This is a genomic window from Paenibacillus sp. FSL R10-2199 (genome assembly GCF_038000235.1).
Taxonomy (GTDB): Bacteria; Bacillota; Bacilli; order Paenibacillales; family Paenibacillaceae; genus Paenibacillus_AQ; species Paenibacillus_AQ phytohabitans.
In genome coordinates, this window is record NZ_JBBOBO010000001.1 from 1,627,709 (window position 1) to 1,641,064 (window position 13,356).

The following is a 13,356-nucleotide window of genomic DNA, read 5'->3' on the forward strand; positions in this document are numbered from 1 at the left end:
TAGGGTTGAATGTTAGATATGAGTAGTATCAAATCATTACTGTATAAAAGGCTTTATCAGCTTGCTGTTAAATTAAAACCAATTGCAGTTAAGATATTCCCCTTCGAAAAGAGACAAAGTATCAAACGGAAACTACTTAAAACTGCTTTTCCAATTGATAAAAATGGTGATACAAGTTCCATTAAGGGGAATGTAACAGGTGTTAATCTAGTGGGTTATTCGAGGGCAGAAATGGGTATTGGAGAATCTTGCAGAATTGCCGCTAAAAGTATAAATGCTGCTGGAATACCCTTCGGCATGATAAATTTTACAGGCACTAATTCGGCTAGGATGAGTGATACGACTTGGATGCACAAAGAAACGGAAGAACCCGAGTTTAATCTCAATGTATTTCATATTAATGCCGAACAAATGATCGAAATATACGCTCATTACGGGAATTCTATTTTTAAGGACCGATACAATATAGGATTTTGGCACTGGGAGCTTCCGGATTTTCCGGATGAGTGGAAGGAAAGCTTTAATTTAGTGGATGAGATATGGGCTCCTTCAACCTTTGTTGTTGATTCTATCGCGATGAAAAGTCCCGTGCCAGTTGTGAAAATCCCTCACAGCATCGAAGTGAGTATTGCTGATAAGCGTGATAGAAGCTATTTTGGTTTACCAGAGCATGCTTTTCTATTTCTCTCAATGTATGATTTAAAGAGCTATCAAGAGAGGAAGAATCCACAAGCATCCATTAAAGCCTTTCAACTTGCATTTGAGTCTGATGATATGTCTGTTGGTCTTGTTATCAAAGTGAACAGTGCGGAGCAAGGCTCAAAAGAGCTTGAAGAATTACATCAATTGATTGGAGTCTACAAGAATATTTATTTAGTAGACAAAACCCTATCCAGGAATGATACAAATGCTCTGATCTCAGTAACGGATAGCTATGTATCTCTGCATAGAAGTGAAGGATTTGGACTTGGCCTCGCAGAGGCGATGTTTTTAGGTAAGCCCGTTATCGGTACAAACTGGTCATCTAATACCGATTTTATGAATCATAACAACTCATGTTTGGTTGATTATTCACTCATACGACTTAACCATGATCACGGTCCTTATAAAGCGTATCAGACTTGGGCTGATCCTAGTGTTGAACATGCAAGCCGTTATATGCGTAGACTTTGTGACGATAAGAACTTTTATAAAGAGATCTCGTCTAAAGCTGAAGAACATATAAAACAAAACTACTCACCAGCAGCAATAGGTGAAATGATTAAACGAAGATTGGAATACATTTCTTTGTGGAAATTTGGAGGATGAAATGACAATTACATGTGTGATTATGGCAGGCGGTAAAGGGGAACGTTTTTGGCCTAAAAGCCGGACAAATCTTCCCAAACAATTTTTAAACATATCGGGCAATAAATCAATGATTCAGCAATCCATAGCCCGGCTCGAGTTGCTGATCGATATCAGTCAAATTTTCATTGTTACCAATGAATTGTATGCTGAATTGATCAAAGCTCAAATTCCACACTTACCTCATGAGAATATCATCATTGAACCGGTGGGTAGAAATACAGCACCTTGTATTGGATTAGCTTCTATTATTATAGAAGATCGCTTTCCTGATAGTACAATGATTGTTATCCCATCCGATCACATCATTGAGAACGAAGAAGGATTCGTTAAAATATTGCAAACCGCAGTTGAGGTAGCACAGGATAACAGTAATCTGGTAACTCTTGGAATACAGCCAACTTATCCAGAGACTGGGTATGGTTATATTGAGAGCAGCAATCAGTCACAGCAAATTAATGAACTATTCGTTCATAAAGTAAATAAATTCGTTGAGAAGCCTGATTTGGCTACAGCCCAGTCTTACCTGGAATCAGGTAATTTCTACTGGAACAGCGGAATCTTTGTCTGGAAGATTGAAACGATTAGAGGTTACATACAAGAACTCATGCCTGAGATGCATGATATCTTGGAAACGATGAAAACTGTTCTTGGTTCAAAAGATCGTGATGCGATTATCCGCTCTGAATTTTTGAAGATGCCTGATCAATCAATTGACTATGGTATTATGGAAAAGGTCAACAACATATATGTTATCCCTTGTGTTTTTGGATGGGATGATGTGGGTAGTTGGACGGCGCTGGAACGAATAAGCGATTTGGATGAAAATGGAAATGTGATAAAGGGTAACATATTAAACCTTGATACTAAACATTGTATTATTGAAAGTAATGGCAAACTGATTGCTACCTTAGGGATTGAGAATTTGATTATTGTTGATACTGAGGATGTTACTCTTATTTGTACGAAGGACAAAGCTCAGGAAGTGAAGCTTTTGCTTAAAGAACTTCGGATGCAGAAGCTTGAACAATATTTGTAGGATTAAGAATTAATTTTTATATAACCAAAAAGGGGAATAATGAAAAATGACTAAACGCGCACTAATCACGGGTATAACAGGGCAAGATGGATCTTATTTGGCGGAGCTTTTGCTGTCCAAAGGATATAAGGTATTTGGTTTACGCCGTAGAACGAGCATGCCAATTATGGATAACATCGAACACTTGAAAAATGATATAGAATTTATTGATGGGGATCTGCTGGATCTAGGCTCATTGATCAATGCTGTACGCATTTCTGATCCAGATGAAGTATACAACCTGGCTGCGCAATCATTCGTAGCAACTTCGTGGATTCAACCTGTAGCAACTGGACAAGCCACGGGGATTGGTGTCACCAATATGCTTGAAGCTGTTCGTTTGACTAAGCCGGAAGCGAGATTCTACCAAGCATCGAGTAGTGAAATGTTCGGTAAGGTAGTAGAGACTCCGCAGAAAGAAACTACTCCATTCTATCCACGCAGTCCTTATGGAGTTGCTAAGGTGTATGGCCACTGGATTACTGTTAACTATAGAGAAAGCTACAATATGTACGCTTGCTCAGGTATCTTGTTTAATCATGAATCTCCACGCCGCGGTATTGAATTCGTAACCCGCAAAGTAACGGATGCTGTTGCCAGAATTAAGCTCGGTCTCCAAACTGAACTTCGTATGGGAAACCTGGATGCTAAGAGAGACTGGGGTTTTGCAGGTGATTATGTAAAAGCTATGTGGTTGATGCTGCAACAGGATAAAGCTGATGATTTCGTTATTTCTACTGGAGAAACCCATACGATCGAAGAACTTGTTGAGATTGCATTTAGTCACGTTGGTTTAAACTGGAGAGATTATGTAGTTATCGATCAGAAGTTCGTTAGACCTGCTGAAGTGGATTTACTGCTTGGTGACTGCACCAAAGCAAAAGAAGAGCTTGGCTGGGAACTTGAAGTTGGATTTGAACAACTGGTCAAGATGATGGTGGATAGTGATCTGGAGAAGGTGTCAAAATGCTATCATAGCAATACGAAAAAAGGTGTTTGATATGCGAGCTTTGATTACGGGTATTACTGGATTCGTAGGAAGTAATTTGGAGAGAACGCTAAAACAACAGGGATATGAGGTATGGGGGACAACTAGAAAAAGTTGTTCCCTTACAATTCATTCAGCATTAGAAGGCAATGTTATCCCAATCGATTATAATAATGAAGAAGAAATTATAGGAATAATAAATAAAATCAAGCCTGATGAAATATACCATTTGGCAGGGCAAAGTTCTGTGAAATTCTCCTGGGATAACAAAGTGGAGACGTTTGAAGTGAATATTCTCATAACATTACGTTTATTAGAGGCGTTGCGCAAAAGTAAGATGGCGGAAACAACTAGAGTGATTATGGTTGGATCTTCTGAAGAGTACGGAACTATCGATAAGAGTGATATTGCTATTATAGAGACGGAAAATTTAAGGCCAATAAGCCCATATGGTGTATCAAAAGCCTCGACGTCACTGTTATTTCAACAATACGTAAGAGTATATGGATTGAAGCTTATATACGCTCGACCATTTAATCATATTGGTCCAGGTCAGGAGTTAGGTTTTGTTACGTCTGATTTTGCACAACAAATTTCTAGAATCGAGAAAAACATATTAGAACCTGTGATTTTCGTGGGTAACTTGGAGGCGCAACGAGACTTTACTGATGTGCGCGATATAGTTAAAGCATATATTATGTTAGCTCAACACGGCAAGGTAGGAGAAATATATAATATTTCATCTGGAGAGCCTCTATCCATAAAATTTATATTAGATCACTTGTTATCATTAAGTACTCATAAGAACATTGAAATACAACAAGATAATAACAAAATGAGACCATCAGAGTTTCCTATTTATATTGGTGACTCCTCCAAAATAAAGGAAGCAATCGGCTGGGAAAAAGAATATTCAATTGAAAAATCACTGCAGGATATTCTAGATTACTGGAGGAATTTGATTTAAGGGGATTGGAAAATGTTGAGAAAGATTAAAGAAATATTCAAATATAGACAAATGCTTGAAAGCATGGTTTTAACGGATTTGAGAACGCGATACAAAGGATCATTTTTAGGCTTTTTTTGGACGCTTCTTAACCCCTTATTAATGCTGGCAGTTTATTCAATGATTTTTAAATACGTAGTTAGGATTTCTTTAGATAATTATACATCATATTTATTCATAGGAATTATTACTTGGAATCTATTAAGTCAATCACTGACATCTGGAGCGTCATCCGTCATCAGAAACGCTGGTCTCGTAAAAAAAATTTACTTTCCTAAAGAAATACTGCCTTTAGCTGTAGTTATAGGTGGAATAATAAATTTCTTATTGAGTCTAATAGTTCTATTCCCGGTTCTGATTATATCACGTATCGAAATGGGATGGTCTTTATTACTTGTTCCGGTAATCTTGACAGTATACTCAATCTTTACGCTTGCATTAACTACCCTAGTCTCTTGTTTGAATGTTTATTTCCGTGATTTGGAGCATATTATTGGGGTTGTTATCATGGCTTGGTTTTATTTAACACCAATTGTTTTTACAGCTGATATGATTCCTGCAGGTCTACAATCTGTATTTAACCTTAATCCGATGACGACAATAATGGAGAGTTTTCATGATGTCTTTTTCTATAATAAAACTCCAGATTTAGTGGGGCTCGGCTATATTGCTGTTATATCTGTATTATTGTTGATACTATGTTACGCTATTTTTTCTAAGTTGAGTAGGAATTTTGCAGAAGAGATCTAAGGAGGGGGCAATAATGGATGCAATCTCCATTAAAAATGTAACAAAATCTTTTAAAATATTTACTGAAAGATCAGCGACTCTTAAGGATAGAATAGTTAATCGCAGAAAAAATAATTTCCAACAGTTTTTTGCCTTAGAAAATGTTTCACTTGAAATTGAACAGGGGCAAACAGTTGGTTTCATGGGGAGGAATGGTTCTGGAAAAAGTACTCTTCTAAAGCTTTTGACAGGAATATTATATCCTGATGCTGGTGAAATTGATGTTAAAGGGAAAGTGTCAAGTTTGCTTGAACTTGGGGCAGGTTTTCATCCTGATTTCACGGGCAGAGAGAATATTTTTATGAACGCCGCAATACTAGGACTTACTAAAAAAGAAATTAAAGCGAAATTAGATGAAATAATTTCATTTTCAGAGTTAAAGGAATATATTGACAATCCGGTTAGGAACTATTCTTCGGGTATGTATATGAGACTAGCCTTTTCAGTAGCCATTATGGTTGAACCAGATGTACTGTTAATAGATGAAGTATTAGCTGTAGGAGATGCATCGTTTCAACAGAAGTGTATGGACCAACTTTTACGAATGAAATCAAAGGGAACTACAATTGTTTTTGTATCTCATGATTTAGGAGCTATGGAGAAATTATGTGACCGAGTAGTTTGGATTAATAAAGGAATTGTTATGAGTGATGGAAAACCTAAAAAAGTTATCGACCAGTATTTAGCATATCTTTCAGAGGAAGAGAACAGAAGATTAATTGATGAATCTGTAATTAGTTCAGAACTAAATAAAGAGGCTAATATATCCGCAAGTGATACGGAGAATGTTGAATTAGAAGAGCCTTCAGATCCAGAAAGATGGGGAAATAGGTCAGTAGAAATTACGAGCGTGTATTTTACTGACTATAATGAACAAAATAAATTTAGCTTTTTGTCAGATGAACAAATGATTGTAAAAATTAAATATAGAGGTAAGAAGAAAGTGGAGAATCCTATATTTGGATTGGCTATTCACACAGTTGACCATACTCATTGCTATGGAACAAATACATTTATCGATTATTTTAAAGTGAATGATATTTATCCTAATGAAGAAGGTTTAATTCAGTTTAGAATTCCTTCTATAAACTTATGTTCTGGAACTTATCTTGTTACAGCAGCGGTACATGACGAGCATGGAAATCAGTATGATTTTCACGACAAAAAGTTTTCGTTCAAAATCACTAGTCTATCCAAGGATGTGGGTATCGCTAAAATTTCTCATGAGTGGCAACAAAACACGTAGAGGGAGAAGGAGTATGCAATGAATGATAATAAAATTAATCCCGGCAGCATAATGCATCAGATTCGTTCTGGGGTTAGAAAGCAAGAAATTGAATTGAAAAACCGTGATACTTTTCAGGAAGAACATGTTCTCCTTCTTGTAGATAGTGATTTGCGTGAAGATTTGCAGAAATTAAATACTAAAATCAATAAATTAGTTCACCGTATAACCCCAAATATGCCTGTTGCTTTTATGGAACCTCGACTGGTTTCACGATATAAAATTTTGGATAGATTTATAACACCGATTAGAAGGTTTGGTAATAGATTCTTTTCTAAATGGTATATTGATACAGTTTCAAATCAACAAAAGTACTTAAATAATGATTTATGGTTTGGATTGAATAATTCAATTGAAATTATTACAGAACAAAACAAGCTAATTGCTCAGTTAGTACAAAATGTATCCGCGTTAGAAAAGTATAATGATCAATTAAAGATGGATCAAAATAGTCTAAATATGGAACAAAATAATCTAGCACTTGAATTCCACCAATTTTTAAATTCATATAACCAAAAATACACAATCACAGATTTTAAATATTCTGATTTTGCTAAAAGGTTCTCTGGTGATGAAAAAGATGTGAAGAGAATATTCTCCCAATATATTCGGTATTTTAAGCCGAATGATAAAATAATAGATATTGGCTGTGGTAAAGGTTTTTTCTTAAAATTATTGAAAGATGAAAATTTAAAGGGTGTTGGCATAGATACTGATCCACAACTCATTGAAGAATGTAGATCAAAAGGATTAGAGGCATACGTTTATGAGGGTAGCGAATATCTTTTAGAGCAAAGTGATTCAAATATTGACGCTGTTTTTTTTGCTCATGTTATTGAACATTTATCTGTACCTCAAAAGATTACATTCCTAAAATTATGTTATCGGAAATTGAAAGAGGGGGGGATCTTAATTATTGAGACTCCTAATACTACTTCTAGTTATGTAATGAATAATCTATATTATCTTGATCCTACTCATGAAAAGCCACTATTTCCAGAGGCACTCAAACATTTATCTGAAATGGCTGGTTTTAAAGTAGTTAATTCATATTTAAGTGAAGAGATAGCATTAAATGATGAAGATACAAAACAATACTATAATTATTCATTGATTTTGGAAAAATAATATTGCAAGGGGATTTAGAATGAAGATAGCGTTAGTAACACCATGGTTTACTGATAGCATCTCCGGTGGCGCAGAACGGTTTGCAGGCGGTATTGCAAATAGTCTGCGTGAAAAAGGATGCAATGTTGAAATACTGACTACTTGTGGAAAAGACTCATTTTGGGATTGGGATAAAGATTTTTACGAACCTGGTATTTATAAAATCAACGGTATATCCGTTCGCAGATTCCCATTAAGAAAAAGAAATAAAAAAAAATACGAAGAGATACTTGGCAAGTTGCTTAATAAAGAGGAGATAAAATATACCGAAGAAATGCAATTATTCCATGAAACAGTAAACAGTGATGCTATGTATGAGTTTATTGCGGACAATAAGGACGGTTACATTTTTCTGTTCATTCCTTATATATTCGGAACTTCATACTGGGGCAGTAAAATGGCCCCTGATCAAAGCTTCTTAATTCCATGTCTTCATGATGAGGATATGGCATATTTAGAATCAATAGGACAGATGTTTAACAGAGTAAGGGGAATTCTTTTTAATACTATTGAAGAACAGTTACTCACTCAGAAGCTACATAATATTAATGTTGATGACTCAGTTATATCTGGAGGTGGAGTTGAAGTTAATTATACTCCAGATAATATGGGCTTTCGTAAGAAATACAATCTTAATGAAGAGTACTTTATATATGTAGGTAGACTTGTGGGCGGGAAAAATGTACCTCAAATGATTGAATTGTTTAATAAATATTATGAAGAAAGTGACAAAAATGTAAAGCTTCTAATAGTAGGTAAGGGTGAAGAACAAATTATTGAAACAATTAAAGGATCGCCAGGTATTATACACATGGGGGAGCTTAATGATGAGGAAAAATTCAGTGCTATTGCTGGGAGTATAGCATTGATACAGCCTTCATTAATGGAGAGCTTTTCAATTGTCATTATGGAAAGTTGGCTTTGTGGAGCTCCTGTCATTGTTCATGAGAATTGTGCTGTGACGAAAGGGCATTGCGATAGAAGTAACGGTGGTCTTTATTATAAAGACTATGGCTCTTTCCAAAAGGTGCTTAGTGTTTATGTTAATTCAAAAGAGAAGGCTATGCAAATGGGACAGAGTGGGAAAGACTACGTGGAGAAAGAATATACATGGGAAATGACAGCAAAAAGAATTATCGAGTTTTTAAATCAAAAAGGATTTAGTAAGGAGGAGTTCCTAGCTTGAGAATACTTATTGATATACAAACTCTATTTACAGATGAAAAAAAAAGAGGTATTGGGATATACACTTATCACTGGTTGAAAAGCTTTGTTAATATTAGTGGAAATCATCGAATATATTTAATGAAAAGAAACTTGGATAAATGGCAGTTTAGTTTTATATCAAAATTTGTCGATTTTGACATGAGAATAAATGAAGAAAGATATTGGTATGAACAAGATTTGGAAGAGTTTATAGAAGAGAAACAAGTAGATATTGTGCATTTTACTAGTCCCTACATGTTTGATGTGGAAATTCCTGATTTAAAAAATGATAAAGTGAAAAAGAGTTATTTAGTTTATGATTTGATACCTATTGTAATGGAACAGGAGTACTATGCTAAATGGCCGAAACACATACAAAGCTTGTACAAGAAAAGATCGCAAAAATTAAAAGAAGCAGATATGATATTGACAATATCTGAAGCTTCAAAACAGGACATTACTAAATTTCTTAGTATTGAACCTAATAAAATAGATGTAATATATGCATCTACTAATGAAAGTTTATTTATTCCTAAGTCAAGTTCTGATCAAAAAGAGCTCTTGAGCAAAGAACTGCATATAGAAGGAGCATTTATATATTCTTTAACCGGGTATGATCCTCGCAAAAATAATAAAGGACTGATAAGTGCCTTTTCCAAAATATCTCATACTAATGAAGATATAACGCTTATCATAGGAGGGATAAAACAGCCTCAAGAAAAAAAGGAGCTTGAAGACTATGCTAAAAGCAAAGGCATAGAAGAAGGGCGTTTGATCATTTTAGGTTTCGTGTCTGAGGATGCCTTAACAGCACTCTACCAAGAGTGTGAAGTTTTTGTGTTTCCCTCACTATATGAAGGTTTTGGGCTACCTGTATTAGAAGCGATGAGATGTGGCGCTCCAGTAATTACTAGTAATTGTTCATCCTTGCCTGAGATTGTTGGTACTTCTGCCGAACTTGTGGACCCTAACAGTGAACAAGAAATTGAACAAGCGATAACTCGTGTGATCTCAGACAAGGGTCTTCGGGATAGATTAATTAATCAAGGGTATAAACAATCTTGTAACTTTTCATGGGAGATTGTTGTTTCGAAGAGTTTGGAGAAATTCTTAGACTTGATTTTGAAAGGGAAGGAAGCTTCTCAGTTATATACACATAATAAACCTAAGCTAGCTTACTTTAGCCCCCTTAATCCTCAAACATCCGGAATATCAGATTACAGCGAAGAATTGCTTATGAATTTAAAAGAACATTATGAAATTACTATATTTGTAAATCAGTATCAACCCAATAACAATTTTATAATAGATACATTTGAAATTGTGGATATAAATAATCACAACGGGTATTTGGATTATTTCGAGAAAAAATTGTATCATATTGGAAATAACGAATACCACGAGTGGATTATAGATACATTAGAGAAATACCCTGGCTATATAGTTTTACATGATTTTAACTTATTTGGATATTTCGTTTACACGACATATCTGAAGGGTAGTAAAGAGAAGCTTGCATTCGAATTGATCTATAATAGCGGGAAGCAAGGTGAAGAGGCTGCAAAGTTATTACTTGAGGCTGGTATCATACCCGAAAGCCAACAATTCCCATTAAGTAATAGGATTGTTGATTTGAGTTTAGGCGTTATAGCTCATAGCAATTGGATCAAAAAATCGATAACTTTGAATAATAATTTTACAGGTCCGATTGAAGTAATACCTCATGGATTCACTATTGAGCCTGCTAAAGAACATGAAGTATTGAATGGAAAAAGCGAATTAATTATTGGAGTGTTCGGAAATGTTATTCCAAATAAGAGAGTGGACATTATAATTAGAGTAATATCCAGACTTCTAGAAACAAATCCGAAAGTGAAGCTTTACATTATTGGCCACGCAGAAGAGAATTACCTGAAGGATCTGACAAAACTCATTGATAATTTGAAATTAAAAAAGAGTGTTACCTTTATCGATTCTCCTGATATATACACTTTTAAAAATCATATCAAAGAAAGTGATATATGTATAAATTTACGTTGGCCAACAATGGGTGAGACTTCAGGTACTTTAATGAGAGCACTAGGCTACGGAATTCCATGTATAGTGTCCAATGTTGGCTCATATGCTGAATATCCTGATGACTGTGTTTGGAAGGTTGACGTTGATGAATATGAAGAAGAATTATTATTAGCATATTTAATAGAGCTGTGTAACAATCCAACTGTACGTAAGGAAATGAATCTTAATGCAAGAAAATATATAGAAGAAAAGTGCGATTTTAATATTACTGCTTCTCTATACAAAGAATTTATAGATTTGTAGTGATTTTGGGAATTAAAATCAAAGGGGAAAATTAATGTTATATATAATTATGTTCTTTTTATTTTATGTACTTATCGCCTCTGCATATGGGGGGCTGTATGGTGTTTATGCTAAAACTTATAATGCTAAAATTGAAGGGATGCATTTATTGTATCCTTTCTTTGGCTTTGCCATTTTAGTAGCCCTTTCTCAATTTGCAGGAATTTTTGTGGGGGCGAAACTTTTTAACCCATTTTTAATCTTTGGGGGTATTATAATTTGTTTTATCTGGATTTATAGAATTTTAGTTCAAAAACATGGTTTTGTGAAAAAATATAATAAAGTTCAACAAATAAGTTTTAGCATATTTGTAGGGGGAGTTTTTTTGGTGTATTTCCTCCCGAGTTTATATGCAGGGTTACCTACTTCTTTTGCAAGTATAAATAATGATTTGATTTTTTATTTGTCAATACCAGAATGGTTGATAGAGAAAAGTTACTTTTCTTTTTCAGTATCGGATAGTTTCCATCCATTTTTTTCAATCGCAGAAATTCACTTTTCAAGGTTTTCAAGAGTCGGGGCAGACTATTTTAATACCCTAGGAATGACGTTTTTTAATACCGATGCTATACACACATTTAATGTGATATCCTGTTTTTTTGTTTTTCTATTTTCTCTTTCAGTTTATTACACTTGTAAGTATAGCTTCCGTTTTTCAAACGAAATTGTATTTACTGCCGTTATATTAGTCACTATTAATACATTGTTGTTTTGGATGTTTACTACTCAATATATGCCTCAAATTGGAGGGAATGCATTTTATGTGTTATCTGCAGGGTTTATTTATCGAATCATTAATGAGAAAAGTAAAACTTTAATTCTACCAACTTGCTTAAGCATCTCAGGTCTTATAGCAGTGTATAGTGAATACTCGCTTTATCTATTTATACCTGCGATAATATTTCTAGGGATATCTGGTTTTAGAGATTTTAGGAATATGAAGTCCTATGTCAAAATTTTGGCTTGGATCATACCTCTAGTAGCACTATTAAATCCTGTGAGTACATTTTTGGCTGTGAAATATAACTATTTCGCATATACGTCTACTCAAAATTCTACTGGGATTGTTGAATACATCCCTTTCATTAATCAAGTACTAATGGTTTTTGGATTTAAGTCCCTTGATTATAGCCTTCCATCAGGAATGCATGTTGTACTTGCAATGATTTTCTTGGTTTTTGTGGCGTTGGGCTTGCTGAAAATGGGGAATAAAGTAAAACTATATTTGTTAGTATATTCTATTTTTATAATTTCATTATTTTTATATTTAAACTTTATAAACAAGTTCCCTTATGGCTATTATAAAACATTAATGTTTTCACAACCCTTTGCAATAATATTGTTCTCGATAGGACTTAACTTCCTAATAACTAAATATTCAATATTAAAAAATACAAGGATTATTTTAGTGGGGTTTTTATTAATCATAAACTTATTGCAGATAAGTAAATTAGAGAAGGTTATTCTCACTAAAGGATTATTAGTTACAAATGAATATAACGAGATTAAGGAAATTAATAATTTGATACCTAAAAATGAGATACTTTCCATAGAAAATGTGACTAAGGACGAAGAACACATACTTTCTTTTTTATTAAAAGATACAAAAATATCATTTAAAAACTCCAATTCTTATTTTGCTCCATCATCGATACCGGAAGAATTAAGATCGAATTACACACTAAAAGGAAGAGGAGATATTCTAAATTATAGTAGTTCTTTAATTTGGCACAATGAGAAGATGAATCTATATAAGAATTTTAATGTTTCATTGACGGAAGGTTGGCACGGTTTAGAAAATTGGAATGGAGTTCCTTCAAGATGGACTGAATCCGAATTTGAAATTACTGTGAAATCTCAAAACTCAACTTCACTATCCATTCAGTTTACACCGGTCTTACCTCCTAATATAACAGAACGAACTCTTTTGATTTATGTTAATGATAGGCTTACTGAAACGATAAGAGTGGAAGACCATAAGGAAATGTCCACAGCTGCATTTGATATAGAATTAAATGTCGTAAACAAAATAAAATTTATAGTTAAAGAAGGAGCAGTACAAGTAGGTCAAGATACAAGAGCGCTGGGAATAGCAATGCAAAATGTCGAAATAATTAATTAGTGGCTCA

10 protein-coding genes are annotated in these 13,356 nt (G+C 34.3%); all 10 read left to right on the forward strand.

Annotation, left to right across the window (positions count from 1 at the left end; all coding sequences use genetic code 11):
- Positions 1–18: 18 nt before the first annotated feature.
- The 10 genes from NYE33_RS07115 to NYE33_RS07160 are packed head-to-tail and all read left to right on the forward strand — an operon-like array spanning position 19 to position 13,349.
- Complete coding sequence (locus NYE33_RS07115) at positions 19–1,308, forward strand: glycosyltransferase family 4 protein (RefSeq protein WP_076246580.1); 1,290 nt, start codon at positions 19–21, stop codon at positions 1,306–1,308.
- A 1-nt stretch (position 1,309) separates the two neighbouring features.
- A complete protein-coding gene (locus NYE33_RS07120) occupies positions 1,310–2,386 on the forward strand; it encodes a mannose-1-phosphate guanylyltransferase (protein WP_341065279.1) in 1,077 nt (358 codons plus the stop codon).
- A 46-nt stretch (positions 2,387–2,432) separates the two neighbouring features.
- Positions 2,433–3,425 carry a GDP-mannose 4,6-dehydratase gene (gene gmd / locus NYE33_RS07125; RefSeq protein ID WP_076246518.1) on the forward strand — a complete coding sequence of 331 codons (993 nt, stop codon included), beginning with the start codon at positions 2,433–2,435 and terminating at the stop codon, positions 3,423–3,425.
- Between the two features lies 1 nt (position 3,426).
- Positions 3,427–4,380 (forward strand): GDP-mannose 4,6-dehydratase, encoded by a 954-nt coding sequence (locus tag NYE33_RS07130; RefSeq protein WP_076246520.1) that lies wholly within the window; start codon positions 3,427–3,429, stop codon positions 4,378–4,380.
- A 12-nt stretch (positions 4,381–4,392) separates the two neighbouring features.
- A complete protein-coding gene (locus NYE33_RS07135) occupies positions 4,393–5,169 on the forward strand; it encodes an ABC transporter permease (RefSeq protein WP_076246522.1) in 777 nt (258 codons plus the stop codon).
- A gap of 13 nt (positions 5,170–5,182) precedes the next feature.
- Complete coding sequence (locus NYE33_RS07140; RefSeq protein WP_076246524.1) at positions 5,183–6,454, forward strand: ABC transporter ATP-binding protein; 1,272 nt, start codon at positions 5,183–5,185, stop codon at positions 6,452–6,454.
- Between the two features lie 18 nt (positions 6,455–6,472).
- The gene (locus NYE33_RS07145; RefSeq protein ID WP_076246526.1) at positions 6,473–7,621 is read left to right on the forward strand and encodes a class I SAM-dependent methyltransferase; all 1,149 of its coding nucleotides are present in this window, start codon (positions 6,473–6,475) and stop codon (positions 7,619–7,621) included.
- A 19-nt stretch (positions 7,622–7,640) separates the two neighbouring features.
- Entirely contained in the window at positions 7,641–8,846 is a 1,206-nt protein-coding gene (locus tag NYE33_RS07150) for a glycosyltransferase family 4 protein (RefSeq protein WP_076246528.1), read from the forward strand.
- Entirely contained in the window at positions 8,843–11,188 is a 2,346-nt protein-coding gene (locus NYE33_RS07155; RefSeq protein WP_076246529.1) for a glycosyltransferase, read from the forward strand. Before NYE33_RS07150 ends, NYE33_RS07155 begins: the two co-directional genes overlap by 4 nt.
- Before the next feature lie 34 nt (positions 11,189–11,222).
- Positions 11,223–13,349, forward strand: a complete 2,127-nt coding sequence (locus NYE33_RS07160) for a hypothetical protein (protein WP_076246531.1) — start codon at positions 11,223–11,225, stop codon at positions 13,347–13,349.
- The last annotated feature ends 7 nt before the right edge of the window (positions 13,350–13,356 follow it).

What these genes read in the sequence shown, in the direction of transcription:
- NYE33_RS07160 (WP_076246531.1), top strand. Translation starts at nt 11,223, where the DNA reads ATGTTATATATAATTATGTTCTTTTTATTTTATGTACTTATCGCCTCT.
- NYE33_RS07135 (WP_076246522.1), top strand. Translation starts at nt 4,393, where the DNA reads ATGTTGAGAAAGATTAAAGAAATATTCAAATATAGACAAATGCTTGAA.
- NYE33_RS07145 (WP_076246526.1), top strand. Translation starts at nt 6,473, where the DNA reads ATGAATGATAATAAAATTAATCCCGGCAGCATAATGCATCAGATTCGT.
- NYE33_RS07130 (WP_076246520.1), top strand. Translation starts at nt 3,427, where the DNA reads ATGCGAGCTTTGATTACGGGTATTACTGGATTCGTAGGAAGTAATTTG.
- gmd (WP_076246518.1), top strand. Translation starts at nt 2,433, where the DNA reads ATGACTAAACGCGCACTAATCACGGGTATAACAGGGCAAGATGGATCT.
- NYE33_RS07120 (WP_341065279.1), top strand. Translation starts at nt 1,310, where the DNA reads ATGACAATTACATGTGTGATTATGGCAGGCGGTAAAGGGGAACGTTTT.
- NYE33_RS07150 (WP_076246528.1), top strand. Translation starts at nt 7,641, where the DNA reads ATGAAGATAGCGTTAGTAACACCATGGTTTACTGATAGCATCTCCGGT.
- NYE33_RS07140 (WP_076246524.1), top strand. Translation starts at nt 5,183, where the DNA reads ATGGATGCAATCTCCATTAAAAATGTAACAAAATCTTTTAAAATATTT.
- NYE33_RS07115 (WP_076246580.1), top strand. Translation starts at nt 19, where the DNA reads ATGAGTAGTATCAAATCATTACTGTATAAAAGGCTTTATCAGCTTGCT.